This is a genomic window from Streptomyces sp. NPDC094034, from assembly GCF_040303865.1.
Taxonomy (GTDB): domain Bacteria; phylum Actinomycetota; class Actinomycetes; order Streptomycetales; family Streptomycetaceae; genus Streptomyces.
The window spans coordinates 1-17991 of sequence record NZ_JBEOUD010000041.1; the positions used below are offsets into that span (position 1 = coordinate 1).

17 protein-coding genes are annotated in these 17991 nt (G+C 71.4%); 10 read left to right on the plus strand and 7 right to left on the minus strand.

Going from position 1 to position 17991, the window contains the following annotated elements; translation table 11 throughout:
• Nucleotides 1-144 precede the first annotated feature (144 nt).
• Nucleotides 145-1122, minus strand: coding sequence for an NAD(P)-dependent alcohol dehydrogenase (locus ABTZ59_RS28840; RefSeq protein WP_351419569.1), 978 nt, complete (start codon nt 1120-1122; stop codon nt 145-147).
• 102 nt (nt 1123-1224) lie between these two features.
• On the opposite strand from ABTZ59_RS28840, the gene ABTZ59_RS28845 reads away from it, so the two are divergent.
• Nucleotides 1225-1902, plus strand: a complete 678-nt coding sequence (locus ABTZ59_RS28845) for a TetR/AcrR family transcriptional regulator (RefSeq protein WP_351419570.1) — start codon at nt 1225-1227, stop codon at nt 1900-1902.
• Between the two features lie 50 nt (nt 1903-1952).
• Here the strand turns inward: ABTZ59_RS28845 and ABTZ59_RS28850 are convergent, their stop codons facing one another.
• Both ABTZ59_RS28850 and ABTZ59_RS28855 read right to left on the minus strand, forming a co-directional pair.
• Nucleotides 1953-2930, minus strand: a complete 978-nt coding sequence (locus tag ABTZ59_RS28850; protein WP_351419571.1) for a DMT family transporter — start codon at nt 2928-2930, stop codon at nt 1953-1955.
• A gap of 177 nt (nt 2931-3107) precedes the next feature.
• A complete protein-coding gene (locus tag ABTZ59_RS28855; RefSeq protein WP_351419572.1) occupies nt 3108-3803 on the minus strand; it encodes a TetR/AcrR family transcriptional regulator in 696 nt (231 codons plus the stop codon).
• Nucleotides 3804-4024: 221 nt separating this feature from the next.
• Between ABTZ59_RS28855 and ABTZ59_RS28860 the strand changes: the two genes are divergently transcribed.
• Complete coding sequence (locus ABTZ59_RS28860; RefSeq protein WP_351419573.1) at nt 4025-4312, plus strand: YiaA/YiaB family inner membrane protein; 288 nt, start codon at nt 4025-4027, stop codon at nt 4310-4312.
• 141 nt (nt 4313-4453) lie between these two features.
• Complete coding sequence (locus tag ABTZ59_RS28865) at nt 4454-5080, plus strand: TetR/AcrR family transcriptional regulator (protein ID WP_351419574.1); 627 nt, start codon at nt 4454-4456, stop codon at nt 5078-5080.
• A gap of 78 nt (nt 5081-5158) precedes the next feature.
• On the opposite strand, the gene ABTZ59_RS28870 is transcribed toward ABTZ59_RS28865, so the two are convergent.
• On the minus strand, nt 5159-5620 hold the full coding sequence (locus ABTZ59_RS28870) for a MaoC family dehydratase (RefSeq protein ID WP_351419575.1): 462 nt from the start codon (nt 5618-5620) through the stop codon (nt 5159-5161).
• 127 nt (nt 5621-5747) lie between these two features.
• Between ABTZ59_RS28870 and soxR the strand changes: the two genes are divergently transcribed.
• The gene (soxR, locus tag ABTZ59_RS28875; protein WP_351419576.1) at nt 5748-6230 is read left to right on the plus strand and encodes a redox-sensitive transcriptional activator SoxR; all 483 of its coding nucleotides are present in this window, start codon (nt 5748-5750) and stop codon (nt 6228-6230) included.
• 96 nt (nt 6231-6326) lie between these two features.
• On the opposite strand, the gene ABTZ59_RS28880 is transcribed toward soxR, so the two are convergent.
• On the minus strand, nt 6327-6938 hold the full coding sequence (locus ABTZ59_RS28880) for a hypothetical protein (RefSeq protein ID WP_351419577.1): 612 nt from the start codon (nt 6936-6938) through the stop codon (nt 6327-6329).
• 240 nt (nt 6939-7178) lie between these two features.
• Here ABTZ59_RS28880 and ABTZ59_RS28885 point away from each other — a divergent pair, with 240 nt between their 5' ends.
• Both ABTZ59_RS28885 and ABTZ59_RS28890 read left to right on the plus strand, forming a co-directional pair.
• A complete protein-coding gene (locus ABTZ59_RS28885) occupies nt 7179-10031 on the plus strand; it encodes a penicillin acylase family protein (protein WP_351419578.1) in 2853 nt (950 codons plus the stop codon).
• A 129-nt stretch (nt 10032-10160) separates the two neighbouring features.
• Complete coding sequence (locus ABTZ59_RS28890) at nt 10161-11732, plus strand: serine/threonine-protein kinase (RefSeq protein WP_351419579.1); 1572 nt, start codon at nt 10161-10163, stop codon at nt 11730-11732.
• Between the two features lie 96 nt (nt 11733-11828).
• Here the strand turns inward: ABTZ59_RS28890 and ABTZ59_RS28895 are convergent, their stop codons facing one another.
• Both ABTZ59_RS28895 and ABTZ59_RS28900 read right to left on the minus strand, forming a co-directional pair.
• Nucleotides 11829-13148: an MFS transporter gene (locus ABTZ59_RS28895; RefSeq protein WP_351419634.1), complete on the minus strand. Its 1320-nt coding sequence runs from the start codon at nt 13146-13148 to the stop codon at nt 11829-11831.
• A gap of 170 nt (nt 13149-13318) precedes the next feature.
• A complete protein-coding gene (locus tag ABTZ59_RS28900; RefSeq protein ID WP_351419580.1) occupies nt 13319-14632 on the minus strand; it encodes an exo-beta-N-acetylmuramidase NamZ family protein in 1314 nt (437 codons plus the stop codon).
• Nucleotides 14633-14851: 219 nt separating this feature from the next.
• Here ABTZ59_RS28900 and ABTZ59_RS28905 point away from each other — a divergent pair, with 219 nt between their 5' ends.
• The 4 genes from ABTZ59_RS28905 (at nt 14852) to ABTZ59_RS28920 (ending at nt 17990) form a co-directional block, all read left to right on the plus strand.
• The gene (locus ABTZ59_RS28905; protein WP_351419581.1) at nt 14852-15634 is read left to right on the plus strand and encodes an SDR family NAD(P)-dependent oxidoreductase; all 783 of its coding nucleotides are present in this window, start codon (nt 14852-14854) and stop codon (nt 15632-15634) included.
• A 210-nt stretch (nt 15635-15844) separates the two neighbouring features.
• On the plus strand, nt 15845-16438 hold the full coding sequence (locus tag ABTZ59_RS28910; RefSeq protein WP_351419582.1) for a TetR/AcrR family transcriptional regulator: 594 nt from the start codon (nt 15845-15847) through the stop codon (nt 16436-16438).
• Nucleotides 16439-16621: 183 nt separating this feature from the next.
• On the plus strand, nt 16622-16816 hold the full coding sequence (locus ABTZ59_RS28915; protein WP_351419583.1) for a hypothetical protein: 195 nt from the start codon (nt 16622-16624) through the stop codon (nt 16814-16816).
• 334 nt (nt 16817-17150) lie between these two features.
• A complete protein-coding gene (locus ABTZ59_RS28920; protein WP_351419584.1) occupies nt 17151-17990 on the plus strand; it encodes a response regulator transcription factor in 840 nt (279 codons plus the stop codon).
• Nucleotide 17991 lies beyond the last annotated feature (1 nt).

Genomic DNA, 17991 nt, shown 5'->3' on the forward strand with positions numbered 1-17991 from the left:
GGGAGCCATGGCGGAGCCCTGGTGACTGACGACAACGCGGCGAGGCGCGGTGCCAGGGCACGCGAGCCCGGCAAGATCCGAACGAAAGGCCCTAGCCGGGACCCAGGGCTTCGGACCTCGGATCCCCGACGTCGGCAGCGGCCCTCAGCTCTCCGGCCGAGCGACCCTGACCACGTACTTTCCCCGCACACCGCCCGACTCCAGCGCCTGGTGCGCCGCCGCCGTCTCCTCCAGCGGGAAGACCGTGTCCACGGCCGGGCTCAGCTTCCCCTCGGCCACATGACGGGCGAGGCGGTCGAAATCCTTCCGCGTGGGGTTGCCGCTGAAGAAGCGCACCCGGCTACGGCCATGGACCGTGCTGGCCGCGACGTAGCCGAGCGTCGCGGCGGCCCGTGCCGGGTCGAAGGCGAGGGTGACCATGCGCCCGCCGGGGGCCAGCAGGCGCCGGAATTCCCGCAGATCGCCTCCCGCGGTGTCCAGGACCACATCGAAGCGGCCCAGTTCCGCCGGGCGGACTGTCCGGTGGTCGACGGCCTTGTGAGCACCGAGTTCGCGGACGAAGCCGAGATTGGCGGCGCGGGCGAGCGCCGTGACCTCGGCGCCGTACGCCCGGCCGAGTTGGACGCCGGCGCTGCCGGTGCCGCCCGACGCGCCCCGTACCAGCAGGCGCTCCCCGGAACGCAGCCCGGCCTTCTCCCGCAGCGCGGTGATGACGGCGGTGGCCACCGGCAATGTGGCGGCTTCGACCAGGTCCAGCCCATCGGGCATCCGGCCGAGCCGTTTGGCGGGCACACTCACGTACTCGGCCGCGCTGCCGAACCCGGCGGTCCGCCCCAGGACACCCCATACGCGGTCGCCGATCGCGAACTGTGTCGTACCGGCGCCCAGCGCGGCGACCTCGCCGGTGAGGTCCAACCCGACACGCTGGGGGAACTTCCGGCCGGTCAGCAACGGCATGCGGCCGGCACGGGCCGTGAGCTCGCCGCCGTTGACGCTGAACGCGCCCACCCGCACAAGCACCTCGCCGGGGGCCGGCTCGGGGCGTGGCACCCTGCCCACGTAGAGCACATCGGGGCCGCCGAAACGGTCGAAGAGCACTGCCTTCATCATGCGGTCGTCCATCGTTCCCACCCTTTGTCACGGTGTCCGTACGGGAATCCGGGACCGACCGTAGGCTCTTAAACGGATGGAACCGTCCACTTGGACCGGAAGCGAGAGACATCGATGGCGAAATCCTCTCGGATCACAGAACCGGGCGGGGTACGGGCCGACGCCCGGCGTAACCGTGAGCGCGTACTCGCCGCTGCCCGCGCGGTCTTCGCCCAGCAGGGGATCGACGCACCGATGGCGACCGTCGCCCGCCGGGCCGGAGTTGGCGTAGCGACGCTCTACCGACATTTCCCGACCCGGGACGCCCTGGTGCGGGGCGCGTTCACGCGGCAGATGGAGACCTGCGCCCAGGCGCTCGACGATGCCCTGGCCGACCCCGACCCATGGCAGGGCTTTCAGCGGCTGATCGAAACGGTCAGCGAGCTCCAGCGCGCGGAGAAGGGGTTCCCGGCCGCGTTCGTCGCCGCCTTCCCCGACGATCCGGCGGAACACGCGCGGTCCCGGGAGCGCGTCGAGCGGGACCTCTCGACCCTGGTGCGCAGAGCGCAGGCAGCGGGCGCACTACGGGCCGATTTCCACCCTTCCGACCTCGTCGTGGCCCTGTTGGCGAACTGCGCTCTGATCAACACCCTGCCGGACGACAGCGCGGCATCCCGGCGTCTGATGGCCTACCTGATCCAGTCGTTCCGTGCCGAGGGGGCCAACGCCCCGCTGCCCCGGCCGTCTTCGCTGTCACCCCGCAACCTCCCGATCACGGCCGACAACCCGAAAGAACACCGGAATCCGCCGTGAGTTCCGGCCTGCTGGAAACTCACTCGCACCGTGGCCACGGGCGCGGGCGCTCAGTCGGCCCGGGCCGCCGCGTCCGTCGCCGTGCTGTCCCCGGCGGCCGTGCCGCCGTCGTGCCGCGCGACCACGGCAGCGCGGCGCGGGCGCGAGCGGGACACCGTCACCCCCGCCAGACACAGGGCGCCGCCCGCCAGCGTGAACAGGCCCGGTATCTCGTCCAGGAGCAGCCAGGCCATCAGCACGACCAGCGCCGGGACCGCGTACGTCGTCGCGCCCATCCGGCCCGCCGTCGTACGGGCCAGCGCGTAGGCCCAGGTCGTGAACGCCAGCGCGGTCGGGAACACGCCCAGATAGACCATGTTGAGCGTGGCGGACAGCGGGGCGTCGGCGGCCTCGTGGAGCAGTTGTCCGGCGAACGGCAGACAGGCGACGGCGCCGACCAGACAGCCGAAGGTGGTCACCTGGAGCGCGCTCGCCTTCGCCAGCGCGGGCTTCTGCGCCACCACCCCGCCCGCGTAGGCCACCGCCGCCAGCAGACACAGCAGCACCCCCAGTACCGAGGCATGGCCCTCGCCGGACATCGAGAGCCCCACCACGACCGCGCCCGCGAACGACACCGCCATGCCCGCCAGCAGCCGGGGCGGCAGCGTCTCGCCCAGCAGCCGGGCGCCGAGCAGGGCGATGAGGATCGGGCCAATGTTCACGACCATCGCGGCCGTGCCCGCGTCGACCTCCTGCTCGCCCCAGTTCAGCACCACCATGTAGACGCCGAACCAGAGCAGACCCGACACCGCGATCCCGGGCCAGGCGGCGCGCGGCGGAAGGCCCTCACGCCGTACGAGCCAGACCGCGCCGAGGACGAGCGCGCCCGCGACCAGCCGGCCGAGGGCCAGCGCGCCCGGCGAGTAGGCGGCGCCGGCGCTGCGGATCGAGACGAAGGCCGAGGCCCAGAGCACGACCGTCACTCCCGCCGCGGCCACGGGCAGCCAGGTCGGAGGGGCGGGGCGGGCGGAGATGTTCGAGTGCGTCATACGGTGAAGGTACGCGGACAACGCGTCGGCTCTCACCGCAATATCGCGGGCTCGACACCCAGCCTCTCGTACGGCTCCCGCTCCCCGTCCTCGGTCACCCAGGGACGTTTCGGCGCGGGCCGAAGCGCGCGCCCGCGGGAGCCGACGCCGTCCCCCTGTCCCCGGCCCCGTCCCCGGCTACGTCCGCGGCCCCGGCCCCGTACCCGTCCCTGTCCCTGTCCCTGTCCCTGTCGCCGACGCGTACCGCTCGTGCTGGAGGGAGAGGCCGTCGAGCAGCGCCCGCAGCCCGGTCTCGAAAGCACCCTCGTCCACCTGCTGCTGCCGCTCGGCGAGCAGATGGGCCCGGCCGAGGTGCGGATATTCGGCGGGGTCGTACGCCGTCGCGTCGTCGACGAAGCCGCGCGCGAACGAACCGAGCGCCGAGCCGGTGATGAAGTACCGCATCAGCGCGCCGATATGGGTGGCCTGCGCGGGCGGCCAGCCGGCCCGGACCATCGCCCCGAAGACGGCGTCGGCGATCCGCAGCCCGGCCGGCCGGCGGCCGGGGCCGACGGCGAGGACCGGGACGAGGTGCGGGTGGTCGGCGAGCGCCGCGCGGTAGGAGACGGCCCAGTCGTGCAGCGCGGTGCGCCAGTCACGGCCGTCGCTCTCCTCGAACATCGACAGATCGACCCGCGCGGCGACCGCGTCGGCGACGGCTTCGAGGATCTCGTCCTTGGTACGGAAGTGGTTGTAGAGGGAGGGTCCGCTCACCCCCAGCTCGGCCGCGAGCCGCCGGGTGGAGACCGCTTCCAGGCCCTCCGCGTCCACGAGCGCGCCCGCCGCCTCGACGATGCGTTCTCTGCTGAGCAGGGGCTTGCGCGGTCTGGCCATGGCGCACATGGTAGGGCCTGCCGATCAGGAGCCGGCGGTGCTGATGGACTGTGGGGTGCGCGGGTGAACCTCGGGCCAAGCGCGGCGCGCCGGGCTTCCTCGGGCTTCCTCGGCCTTCTTCGGTCGGGCTTCCTCGGTCGGGCTTCCTCGTACCGGCTCTGAGTACCCGCTGAGTAGGGATACGGATGTGGCGGGCGCAGGCGCCCTCGATGCTGACCGGTATGACTGAGACTCCCGTCAAGCAGCAGAACACCGCGGCCTTCTACGGTCAGGCCGTCCTCTCCTTCGGCCTCGCGCTGGCGGCCGTGACCGTCGGCATCATCAAGCTCGAAGCCAGCGCGTGGGTGCGCGGCTTTCTCGGTATCGCCGTCCTGTATCTGACGACCTCGGCGTTCACCCTGGCCAAGGTGGTCAGAGACCGCCAGGAGGCCGGTCAGATCGTCAGCCGGGTCGACCAGGCGAGACTTGAGAAGATGCTCGCTGAGCACGACCCCTTCCAGAAGCTCTGACCCGTCGTTCGTGGCCGCAGGCCCCCGCGACGGAAGCCCGGAGTCGCTCTAAGCGCTTGCTCACCCTCGGGGTATGGTGTTCGTCCCGCCCGGTGGGCCGGGCGGGACGGGTGAGCCGGATGGAACGGGAAGAGGTGAGCGATGCGCGCGGCGGAGCGGACAGGGGACGGCGAGAACGCGCCGTGGGGTGAGGTCACCCCGGAGGCAGCCAGAAGACTGCTGGTCGCCGCGGTCGAGGCGTTCGCCGAGCGTGGCTACCACGCCACCACCACCCGCGATATCGCCGGGCGCGCCGGGATGAGTCCGGCGGCGCTCTACATCCACTACAAGACCAAGGAAGAACTGCTCCACCGGATCAGCCGGATCGGCCACGACAAGGCCCTGGCGCTGCTGACGGCCGCGGCCGACGGCGAGGGCACGGCGGCGCAGCGGCTCGCCGAGGCCGTCCACTCCTTCGTGCGCTGGCACGCCGAGGGACACACCACGGCGCGGGTCGTGCAGTACGAGCTGGACGCGCTCGGCCCCGAGCACCGGGCCGAGATCGTCGAACTGCGGCGGCGCAGCACGGCGACGGTGCGGCGCATCCTCGTCGACGGCGTGCGGGACGGGGAGTTCGACGTCCCCGACGTACCGGGCACCACACTCGCGGTGCTGTCGCTCTGTATCGATGTGGCGCGCTGGTTCAACGCGGCGGGGGCCCGTACCCCCGACGAGGTCGGCGCCCTCTACGCCGACCTCGTCCTGCGCATGGTCGCCGTGCGGAAGTGATCGCGCGGAAGTGACCGTGCGGAAGTGATCGCGCGGAAGTGATCGCGCGGGAGCGGAGCCCCTCAGAAGTAGTACCGGTCAGAAGTAGTACCGGGAGACCGACTCCGCCACACAGGCCGGCTTCTCACCGCCCTCGCGCTCCACCGTCACGAGCGTGGTGAGCTGCACCCCGCCGCCCGCCTCCGTGAACTCCGTCAGAACGGCCGACGCGCGCAGCCGCGAGCCGACCGGTACGGGGGAGGGGAAACGGACCTTGTTCGTCCCGTAGTTGATGCCCATCTTCACGTTCTCGACCCGCAGGATCTGCGGCACGAACGCGGGCAGTAGCGACAGCGTCAGATAGCCGTGCGCGATCGTCGTCCCGAACGGCCCGGTCGCGGCCAGCTCCGGGTCCACATGGATCCACTGGTGATCACCGGTGGCCTCGGCGAAGAGGTCGATCCGCTTCTGGTCGATCTCCAGCCACTCGCTGTGCCCCAGCTGCTCGCCGACCCCGGCGCGCAGTTCCTCGGCGGAGGTGAAGATCCTCGGCTCGGCCATGTCCCTGTTCCCTGCCTCTCCAGCCCATGAAGCCTGTCAGGCGCATCCGTCTAAGCGCTTGCTCAGCATGTGGGGCCACCGCTCTCCTGTCAACGCGGACACAGAGTGGACGACCTAGGGTCTAGGGGTGCCTCAGATTCCGGAGAAGATCCACGAACTCACCGTCGGCCAGTTGTCGGCGCGCAGCGGTGCCGCCGTGTCCGCCCTGCACTTCTACGAGTCCAAGGGGCTCATCCGCAGCCGCAGAACAAGTGGTAACCAGCGCCGCTACGGGCGCGACGCACTGCGCCGTGTGGCCTTCGTCCGCGCCGCCCAGCGCGTCGGTATCCCGCTCGCGACGATCAGGGACGCCCTGGCCGAACTGCCGCAGGAGCGCACCCCGAACCGGGACGACTGGGCGCGGCTCTCGGCGGCCTGGCGCGCGGAGCTGGACGCGCGCATCAAGCAACTCGGGCGGCTCCGTGACCACTTGACCGACTGCATCGGCTGCGGCTGTCTGTCGCTGGAAACCTGTGTGCTGTCCAACCCGGACGACATCTTCGGTGAGCGCATGACGGGCTCGCGCCTGCTCGCGGAACGCCGGACTCCGAAAAACCCCGAATGCTCCTGACCCCGCGCACGGCCGTGAACCGCGCCGTGCCACAGGACTGAACAGATCACCGATTCCGCGGGGGCGCGCCATACCCGCGGTCCGCCCCCGCGGACCTCAGGCCACCGACGCCAGATCCTTGAGCCGCACCCGCTTCGCCCGCTTCAGTGCCTCGGACGTGAGGACGGGCAGCGGTACGACGATGCCGCAGCCCATACAGACCGGTCCCGACCAGGGCTCGCCCGCCAGGTCGGGGCGCCAGACGATGTCATGGTCCGCGCAGACCGGGCAGGTCGCCCCCGGGCCCGTCTCCAGTCCGGAGATCAGTCGGCGCAGCACCTCGGCCAGTGACTCGGCCGGATGGACGGCCGGGTCGTCGCACCGGGCGACGCCGTTACCGCCCCAGGTCCGCCGGTGCCAGTCGTCGAAGCTCATGGGGCGCCGCAGCCCTTCGTACTTCTCGCGCCTGCGCCGTTCCGCGAACTCCCTCTCGTACGTGAGCCAGACGGCCCGCGCCTCCTCCAGCTCGTCCAGCGCGGCCATCAGCCGCACCGGATCGGGTGCCCTGTCCTCGGGCTCGATGCTGTGCCTCGCGCACAGATGATCCCAGGTAGCCCGGTGCCCATAAGGGGCGAATCGCTCCAAGCACTTGCGCAGTGAGTACCGTCGCAAGGCCAGATCGCATCGCGGGTCGCGCACCTGTCTCGCAAGACTCCGGAATCCGGCCATCGCATGCCACCTCCGTCGCTTCATCGGCGTTGAGGAATGGACGTACGCCTGCCCCATTCGGCTCCATCAAAAAACAGATGGCACCCATGGATTCCGACATTCCGGTTGTTATCGAGCCGAATTCGATGGCGATTCACAGAAACCGGCGCCTGGCGGTTCGGAAAAGGTGACTGATGTTCATCTTACTGGGCGGTCATACCGTCGGTAACCTCCGGGCACCGGCCTCCCCGAGGAGCACCCATGCGACGACGCACCGGAAGACTCGCCAGCGCCACCGCCGCGGCGGTGTTCGCGCTGGGCGCGGCTCTGCTGACCCCGCTGCCACAGGCTGCCGCCGAACCCGCACGGGCACCCGCCCCCGCGGCGGACGCGGACGCCCGCGGCGCGGCGGCCGACCCCGTCACCGATCACTGCCAGGGCCAGTGCGCCGATATCCTGCCGCCCGGCCAGAACGGCAACGCCACCCTCGCCGACATCCTCGGCAACCGTCTGTTCGGCACCTTCCCCGCCCATGCCTCCGATCAACTCGCCCGGTACGACGCGCTGGTGGCGGGTCATGGCGGACTCACCGACGCGAAGCTCGCCGACTTCTTCAACGACGCCTCCTTCGGGGTACCCGCGGACCAGATCGAGTCCGTCACCTCCCCGCGCGACGACGTCACCATCACCCGCGACAAGAAGACGGGCGTCCCGCACATCAAGGGCACCACCCGCTACGGCACCGAGTTCGGCGCCGGCTACGCGGCGGCGCAGGACCGGCTGTGGATGATGGACCTCTTCCGCCATATCGGCCGCGGCGAGCTGACCTCCTTCGCGGGCGGCGCGCTCGCCAACCAGGGCCTTGAGCAGCAGTTCTGGCCCTCGGCCCCGTACACGGAAGCGGAGTACGAGGCCCAGATCGAGCGGATCAGGACCACCGAGGGCGAGCGCGGCGAGCTGGCCATGGCGGACGCGCAGGCGTATGTCGACGGCATCAACGCCTACCGCCAGAAGTCCAAGGACGGCCGCTACTTCCCCGGCGAGTACGTACTCACCGGCAAGATCGACTCCATCACCAACGTCGGCGAGATCCAGCCCTTCAAGCTCACCGACCTGATCTCCATAGCGTCCGTCGTCGGCGGACAGTTCGGCGGCGGGGGCGGCGGCGAGGTACAGGCGGCGCTCTCGCTCCTCGCCGCCCAGCAGAAGTACGGTGTCGTCAAGGGCACCGAGGTCTGGGAGTCGTTCCGCCAGCGCGACGATCCCGAGGCCGTGCTCACCGTCCACGACGGCACCCGCTTCCCGTACGCGCGCAAGCCCGCCCAGCCGCGCGGTACGGCCATGCCCGACGCCGGCTCGGTCCAGGCCGAACAGCTGGTGTACGACAGGACCGGCTCGGCCGCCACGAACGCCAAGGCCCCGGTCGCCGCCCCGGAGAAACTCAAGCCGCTCCAGGGCCTCTTCGACGACGGTGTCGTCCCGCCCGGATCGCTCTCCGCCAAGCGCGGGATGTCCAACGCGCTGCTCGTCTCGGGACAGCACACCGCGAGCGGCAATCCCGTGGCCGTCTTCGGGCCGCAGACCGGCTACTTCGCGCCACAGCTCATGATGCTCCAGGAACTCCAGGGCCCCGGCATCAGCGCCCGAGGCGTCGCCTTCGCCGGAGTCGGCATGTACGTCCAGATGGGGCGCGGCCAGGACTACGCCTGGAGCGCCACCTCGGCGGGCCAGGACATCACCGACACCTACGCCATCGAGCTGTGCGAACCGAACGGCTCGCCCGCCACCAAGGCGTCCACGCACTACCTCTACCGCTCCGTCTGCACCCCGATGGAGAAGATGGAGCGCAGCAACTCCTGGAAGCCGACCGTCGCCGACTCCACCGCCGCGGGCTCCTACCGGCTCCAGGTCTGGCGTACCAAGTACGGCATGGTCACCCACCGCGCGACCATCGGCGGCAAGCCCGTCGCCTACACCTCACTGCGGACCACCTACCGGCACGAAGCCGACTCGATCATCGGCTTCCAGATGCTCAACGACCCCGCGTACACCAAGGACGCCGCCTCCTTCCAGCAGGCGGCGCACCGCATCGGCTACGCCTTCAACTGGTTCTACGCGGACTCGCGCACGGCCGCCTTCTTCAACAGCGGCTCGAACCCGGTGCGCGCGGCGGGCGTCGATCCGGCGCTGCCCGTCAAGGCCGAGCAGGCGTACGAATGGCAGGGCTTCGACCCGGTGCACAACACCGCCACGTACACGCCCTTCGCCCAGCATCCGCAGTCGGTCGGGCAGGACTACTACATCTCCTGGAACAACCGGCAGGCGAAGGAGTACGACGCGGCGGGCTTCGGCTTCGGCGCGGTGCACCGCGGCGATCTGCTGGACGACCGCGTCAAGAAGCTGGTCGCGGACGGCGGCGTCACCCGTGCCTCGCTCACCAGGGCGATGGCCGAGGCGGCCGTGACCGATCTGCGCGGTGAGCAGGTGCTGCCGGAGCTGCTGAGGGTGCTGCGTTCGGCGCCCGTCACGGATCCGCAGCTCAGCACCGCCGTACAGCGACTGGAGTCCTGGCACGCGGCGGGCTCCCCGCGCAAGGAGACGGCGCAGGGCTCGCACACGTACGGGCACGCCGACGCCGTACGGATCATGGACGCGTGGTGGCCGAGGCTGGTGGAGGCCGCGTTTGGGCCGGGCCTCGGCGACGGCCTTTTCCAGGCGCTCACCGCCTCGCTCCCGACCGACGAGTCCCCGGCTTCCAGCCATGGCCCGACGGGCGCGCACAGCGGCTCCGCGTTCCAGTACGGCTGGTGGGGATATGTCGACAAGGATCTCCGTCAGGTCCTGGGCGAACCGGTCCAGGCCCCGACACCGGACACCTTCTGCGGGGGCGGCTCCCTGAGTGCCTGCCGTGACGTGCTCCTCACCGCCCTGAAGACAGCGGCGGCGGCACCCGCGGGCGCGGTGTATCCGGGCGACGACAGTTGCGCGGCCGGGGACCAGTGGTGCACGGACACGATCATCCACCGGGCGCTGGGCGGCATCAACCACCCGAAGGTCAACTGGCAGAACAGGCCGACGTACCAGCAGGTGGTGGAGTTCCCGAGCCACCGTTAGCGACCGGTCGGCGGCCGGGAGCTCGCGCGGCGTCCCGCGCGTACGAAGCGGGGGACGCCGCGGGCCGATCACCGTTACAGTGACGGCCGTTGGCGCGGCGGCTCGGGGGGCGGCAGGGTGGGCGACGACGTGAGTGACCGGATGCGCGCGACACCGCGGCAGGGCCGCCGTTTCGGACCGTTCACAGTACTGGCGGAGCTGGCCGGCGGCGGGATGGGCCGTGTCTACCTGGCCCGCTCACCGGGCGGCAGGACCGTGGCCGTGAAGACACTGCTGGCGGACGGCGCGAGCGACGTGGTCTCCGAGGCCGACCGGCGCCGCTTCGCCCGTGAGGTGGCGCTCGCGCAGCGGGTACGGGGGGTGTACACGGCGAGCGTCGTGGACGCGGACGCCACGGCGCCCATGCCCTGGATGGCGACGGAGTACATCGCGGCGCCCTCGCTGGGGGATCTGGTGGCCGGCTGCGGGACGCTGAGGCCGGACGCCCTGTACTGGGTCGCGGCCGGTATCGCGGAGGCACTGGTCAGCATGCACACGGCCGGCCTGGTGCACCGCGATGTGAAACCGTCGAACGTCCTCCTGCCCATCGAGGGCCCACGAGTGATCGACTTCGGGATCTCCCAGGCCGACGATGTGACCAGGACCCAGGCCGTGCTGGGTACGGTCGCGTTCGCCGCTCCCGAGCAGGCGAAGGGCGATCCCACCACCCCGGCCTCGGACGTCTTCTCGCTGGGTGCGACCCTCTTCCATCTGGCGGTCGGCAGGGCGCCGTACCGGGACGGCGGCGCGGGTCCCGCCCTGGAGCAGCTGGTTCGGGCGGCGATGGGCGACGTGGACGTGTCCGGGCTGGCACCCGAACTCGAAACCCTGGTGCTGCCCTGCCTGGCGCTCGACCCGGCGGACCGGCCGACACCCGCCCGGATCCTGGAGATGTGCGCCGCACATCTGCGGCGCCGGCCGGAGGCCCGGGGCGGGGCCGACTGGCTCGACCCGGCCTGGATCACCGAGATCGAGCGATACCGCGAGCGCCGCTCCCAGGAGGTGGCGGAGGCGCGGCGGCGCGCCGACCCGGACGCCGCGACAGGCCCGGTGGTGGCACCGCCCCCTACCTCGGTGCTGCCGCCCGCGCCGCCGGACCCACCACGGCGCCGGCCCGCGCGGACCTGGGCGTGGGCCGCCGCGACGGCCGTCGGGTCCGCGGCGCTGGCGGTCCTCCTGGTGTTACGGCCGTGGGAGAGCGCCGGACCGACGGTCGTCGCGCCCGACGAACCGGTCGGGTTCTACGCCGTGGAGCGGAAGACGACCGGAGTGTGCGGGGCCGACCCCGCCGCCCTGCCCGCCCCCGATCCGTCGCTCTCCTATACGGCGGACGACCGCGGTGCCTGTGCCACGGTCTCCCGCGCCGGCGGGCTGACCGTACGGAAGCTGGACGGCGTCCGCGCGTTCGAGGACCGGGAGTCGGGGCAGGGCTGGGTCGTCGAGGTCACCTTCAACAGCGAGGACGCGGCCCGCTTCACCCTTCTGACGGGGCAGGTCGCCGGACAGCCGGAACCGCGCAACGAGATCGCCGTCGTCACCGGCAGCCGGCTGCTGGCCAACCCCGTCGTCCTGGACCGGCTGACGAGCCCCACGGTCACGATCGCGACGAAACTCACCGAGGCCCAGGCGCGGTTCCTGGCCAGCGCGCTCGGCGCCCGCTGAAGGGCTGTTTCCCCACGGACCGAGCCTCGATGGAACACGGGCGAGCAGGGGCGAGTACGGACCGAGCCCGGACCGGACGGCGCCGGGCCTCGCGTGTCAGCCCAGCTCGCGCTCCCGTGTCTCCGGCAGCGCCCGCACGCACAGCAGGGAGACCACGGCCATCCCGAAGACGTACCAGCCCACCGACGCCGAGCCGAAGCCGGACTGAAGGCGCGGCACGACCAAGGGGGAGACGGCGCCGCCCAGGACACCGCCGAGGTTGTACGCGAGCGACGCGCCCGAGTAGCGCACGCGTGCCGGGAACAGCTCCGGCAAGTAGGCGCCCATCGGACCGGATGTCACGCCCAGACAGAACAGCGCGCCACCGAGGGCCAGCGCCATCAGCACCGGCCGCCCGGTGTCGAGCAGCGGGAACAGCAACAGGCTCCAGACCGCGGCCAGTCCGCACCCCGACAGGACCAGTCCCCGTCGGCCGTCCGTGTCGGAGCGGGTGGCGGAGAACCAGATGCCGGCCGCGAGGAAGAGGCACGCGACCAGGGAGAGCGCCAGCATCGTATTGCGGGGCACGCCCAGCGAGTTCGTGGTGTACGACAGGCCGTAGGTCATCGACGTGTAGAAGAGCGCGTACACGATCGCCATCGCGCCCGCACCGAGCAGCAGTTCACGGGTGTGACGCCGCAGGAGTTCCATCAGCGGAGCCCTGCTCGCCGCGCGTCGCGCCACGGACCGCGCGAACACCGGGGTCTCGCTGATCTTCAGCCGTACGACCAGTCCGACGGCGACCAGCAGGAAGGAGAGCAGGAACGGAACGCGCCAGCCCCAACTGGCGAAGGCGGCCTCGTCGAGCGACGCGGACATCAACCAGAAGACACCGGTGGCGGCGGAGAAGCCGACGGGCGGGCCGAGTTGGGGGAACGCCGCGTACAGCCCACGCTTCCCGGGCGGTGCGTGCTCGACGGCCAGGAGCACCGCGCCGCCCCACTCGCCGCCGATCCCGATGCCCTGGAGGAAGCGGAGCATGACGAGCAGCAGGGGCGCCCAACTGCCCAGGGTGGCATAGCCGGGCAGCAGCCCCACCAGCGCCGTGGACACACCCATCAGCAGCAGCGAGGTGACCAGAACGGTTTTACGGCCGACGCGGTCACCGAAATGGCCGAAGACGATTGAGCCGATCGGGCGAGCCAGGAAGGCCACCGCGTACGTGGAGAAGGACGCGAGCGTGGCGTTGAGGGGGGAGAGGTTGGGGAAGAAGACGTCGTCGAGGACCAGCGCCGCCGCCATGCCGTAGATGAAGAAGTCGTAGAGCTCGATGGTGTTGCCGATGAAGCTCGCCACGGCCACCCGGCGCGGACTCTCCTGGCGTTCCGGAGTGTCCGCGGCGGGCGCCGTGGGAGTGGGGGACAGAGTTTCGTCGATCACGACAGGCACTTTCACGGCCGGTGAACGACACGGTCAACGGCGCGCGTTGAGCACTCTCCGAAATCGCCGTGCTACCGATTGTTATCGGCCGCGTCGTGCGCTCGCCGACGGACTCATGCGGCCCTCGGCGAAGCGGGTCACCGGTGGAGCGGTCATCGGCGGAGCGGTCACCGGTAGAGCAGGTATCCCCCTCGTACGGCACGGAACGCGGCCAGTTCGCTCTGCCACGCGCCGGTCACCTCGTCCGTGTCCGCGCCCGCGTCGATCAGCGCCCGGACCTTCGTCGACCCGGTCAGCTTGTCGATCCAGTTGTCGGGGCGCCAGGCGAACCCGCTCCACGACCGCTTCGCCGTCACCAGCAGCGCGATGCCGGTGCGTACCGGATCGAACGACTCCCGGTCGTGGACATGGAGTTGGACACCGCCGACCGTCCGGCCCTGGAACTTGGAGAAGGTCGGCGCGAAGTACGCCTCACGGAAGCGCACCCCCGGCAGCTCCAGCGCGTTGGCCGCCGCCGCCCACTCGCGGCCGATGCCCTCCGCGCCCAGCAGCTCGAACGGCCGTGTCGTGCCCCGTCCTTCCGACAGATTCGTCCCCTCGAAGAGACAGGTCCCGGCGTACACCAACGCGGTGTCGGGCGTCGGCATATTGGGGCTCGGCGGCACCCACGGCAGGCCCGTCGCGTCGAAGAAGTCGCCGCGCCGCCAGCCCGCCATCGTGACGACGTCCAGTTCCACCGGCTTCGACGTGAGGAACTCGCCGTTGAACAGCCGCGCCAGTTCGGTGACGGTCATGCCGTGCGCCTGTGAGATCGGCTGACGCCCCACGAAGGTCGCGAACTCCCGTTGGAGTACCGGCCCGAGGGCCGCCCGCCCGGTCACCGGATTGGGCCGGTCGAGCACCACGAACCGCTTGCCCGCGAGCGCCGCCGCCTCCATGCAGTCGTACAGCGTCCAGATGTAGGTGTAGAAGCGGGCGCCCGCGTCCTGGATGTCGAAGACGACGGTGTCGACCCCGGACGCGGTGAAGATGTCCGCGAGAGGCTGACCGCTCTTCAGATACGTGTCGTAGACGGGCAGCCCGGTGGCCGGGTCGTCGTAACGGCCCTCGGAGCCGCCGGCCTGCGCCGTGCCGCGGAAGCCGTGTTCCGGGCCGAAGACGGCGACCAGTCTCACCCGCGCGTCGGCGTGCATGACATCCACGATGTGGCGTGCGTCGGAGGTGATCCCGGTCGGGTTGGTGACCACGCCGACCTTCTCCCCGGCGAGCCGCCGGTAGCCGTCGGCGGCCAGCCGGTCGAACCCGGTACGCACCCGCGCGCCGCCGCCGGGGTGCGCGGCCCCGGCTCCGTCTCCCGAGCGCGCGGCGGCCGGGGCGGGGGTCGGGGCCGGGGCCGCGACCGCGGGCCCCGCCGCACTCGCCGCACCCACGACACCCATCGCGCCACCGGCGGCCAGCAATCCCCGTCTGGACAGGCTCATTCCGCTACCTCCGCGCATCGGCTTGTCGGCTGTCATGGCCACGCACGCTAGCGCGGCGGTCGCCCGCGCGGAACGAGGCGGACCGTACGCCGCGTCGCCAGTCCCGCCCGGACAGGGCCCGGCCCTCTTCCCGCCGTACATACCGACCGGTTAGTCTGCCGGAGTCGACGAGGCCGTCGGCGAGGCAGAGGAACCGGAACGCCGGAAAGGCAGGTCCCGATGAGTTCGGTGCGCGGTGCGGGGGTTGTGGTCACAGGAGCCGGCGGCGGCATCGGCGCCGCGCTGGCCCGCGGATTCGCCGCCGAGGGCGCCCGGGTGGTGGTCAACGACCTCGACGCGGAGAAGGCCGAAGCCGTCGCCGCGGAGATCGACGCCGTCGCGGTCCCCGGCGACGCCTCCCTGATCGTGGCCGACGCGCGTGAAGCGCTCGGCGGCACCGTCGACATCTACTGCGCCAACGCCGGGCTCGGCTCGCCAGGCGACGCGCTCTCCGGCGAGGACGTCTGGTCGGCCGCCTGGGACGTCAATGTCATGGCGCACGTGCGCGCCAGCAGGGCGCTACTGCCCGGCTGGCTGGAGCGCGGGAGCGGCAGGTTCGTCTCCACCGTCTCCGCCGCCGGACTGCTCACCATGATCGGCGCGGCCCCGTACAGCGTCACCAAACACGGCGCGCTGGCGTACGCGGAATGGCTCTCGCTCACCTACCGTCACCGCGGGCTCAAGGTGCACGCCATCTGCCCGCAGGGTGTGCGTACGGACATGCTCACCGCCTCCGGCACCGCCGGTGAGCTGGTGCTCACCCCCACCGCCATCGAGCCGCCCGCCGTGGCCGAGGCGCTGTTCACCGCCATGGCGGAGGACCGGTTCCTCGTGCTGCCGCATCCCGAGGTGGCGGGCTTCTACCAGGCGCGCGCCGGCGACCCCGACCGCTGGCTCGCCACGATGAACCGCGTCCAGCAGAGGTGGGAGGCGGTCGAGGGCGCCGAGGGCACGCGGGACTGACCGACCGGGGCCGCGCACGATGGCCCCGCGCGGCCCCGCGCGGCCACGATCCTGCCCGAGCCGCCCAGGACAGCGGATGGGAAGATCCTCGGGCGGGAACCGCGTTCCCCCTCGTGGACGTCACGGCAGGCGTCATGGTCCGGGAACGGTACGAGGGCGCCACCCGGGACCGCACGAGGACGGCACGGAGCGAAAGGCAGGTGACGGCAGATGGCCAGAACGACGGACGGGGACGGTACCCCCGTTCCCCAGCGACTGCTGGCCGCCGCCACCCGGCTCTTCGCTGAGCGCGGCTACGACCGCACCTCGGTCCAGGAGATCGTCGAGGCGGCCGGCGTCACCAAGGGCGCGCTCTACCACTACTTCGGCTCCAAGGAAGACCTTCTCCAGGAGGTCTACGCCCGTGTCCTGCGCCTCCAGCAGGAACGTCTCGACGCCTACGCGGACGCCGACGAACCGGTGGAGCGCCGGCTGCGGGCCGCCGCCGCCGATGTCGTCGTGACGACGATCGACAACCTGGACGACGCCGCGATCTTCTTCCGCTCCATGCACCATCTGAGCCCGGAGAAGAACAAGCGGGTACGGGCGGAGCGCCGCCGCTACCACGAGCGGTTCCGCGCGCTGATCGAGGAGGGCCAGCGGAGCGGGGTCTTCTCGACCGCGACCCCGGCCGATCTGGTCGTGGACTACCACTTCGGCTCGGTCCACCATCTCTCGACCTGGTACCGCCCGGACGGCCCGCTCGCCCCGCAGCAGGTCGCCGACCATCTCGCGGATCTGCTGCTGCGCGCGCTGCGCCCCTGAGGCCGAACCCCGGTGCCGCCGCGGCCCCGTGCGTTCCCCCGCACCGAACGCGGGTGCTCCCCCTACGTACTTGTACGCATTGTGGGTGCCGCGCAGCTTGGTCACTATGAGTGTTGTTCGACCTACGGGACGGAAAGCGTTCCGTGCGTCTGACCACGCGCACACGACTCAAGGGGGACCGGCATGACTCAAGGGGGACCGGTGAACAAGATCCGCTCGTTCCCGCGCCGGGCCGGGCCGACACCCGCCCAGGCCGGCGCTCTCCGCGGGACCACCGCGACGTTCCTGAACTCCGACCGCGGCGTTCGCCGGACCTCCAGGGCACCCCGGACCGGCACGGCGGCCTGGACGCCGGTCTTCTACGTCGTGCCCTGCTGACGGCCCGACGGCCGGGAGCTCCTGTGGCGTGAGCCCGGACGGAGCGACGGCCGGAGGGCGTGACGGGTCGGAGGGCGCTGGTGGAGTCGCCGTGGCCGTGGCGACTGCGTCGGCGGGCACCCCCTCGGCCCAGGGCTCCCGGGGCAGCGGCTGTGCGCGAGCCCCGGGAGCCCCCTTGTGGTGTTTGGCCGTTCAGGCCGGTTCACCCCTCGGTCGGGCTGTCCATCGAGCGAGAGGTACGGCAGAATGAACACGGAGAGTACTGATATCGGTGCGTAAAGTCAGCATCGGCGATCACCGGTCAGCACCGGCCGTCGGGGGCGCGGGGGTTTCGATGGGGTCTGTCCTGTGGCGTGATTACGCCCATATGCTCGGTCTGGCTGTCGCCGTGCTGGAACGCCCGGACCCGGAGCCCGCCTGGTCCTCGGTCCTCGCCGAACTGGCCCGGGGCATGCACGCGTCGGCGGTCTCGCTCTCCCAGGCCAGTTACGCGAAGCGGACCGGCCGTGTGGTGGCATGGAAGTCCACGCACGCGTTCTCACAGGACTATCTGGACGCGCTGACCCGTCGGCAACTCCGCGCGGACAACCCCCTCGTGGCCCACTACACCTCCGCGCGGGACCACACCCCGCTGTCGGCGAGCCAGATCATGGGCGAACGCTCATGGCTGCGCAGCCGTAGCCACCGCCTGGCCCGAGGGACCCTCGGTGCCCATATGCTCGGGATTCCGCTGCCCGCCCCGGCCGGTGTCGCCCGAGGCTTCGTACTGCACCATCCGCAGGACGACTTCACGGCGGAGGAGCTGGCGTACGCCCGCCGCGTTCAGCCGCTGCTGGTCAGTATCGACTCCCACTACAGCGCCCTCGCGCGATGGCGCGCCGCCGCCGGCCGCGCCGCCCCTTCCTGTCCCGCCCCCTCTCGCGTCGCCTCCGTCGCGGACCCGGCCGAGCGGGCGGCGGAGGCGGGGCTCACACCCCGTCAGCTCACCGTCCTCACACTGCTCGCGGAGGCCATGCCGGCCACCGCGATCGCCCGACGGCTGCATATCTCCCCGCGCACCGTCCACAAGCACATCGAGGGCATCTACCGCAGACTGGGCACCTGCGACCGGCTCTCCGCGGTCATGCGCGCCCAGTCCCTCGGCCTGCTCCCACCGCCGTCGCCCGACTCCTGAC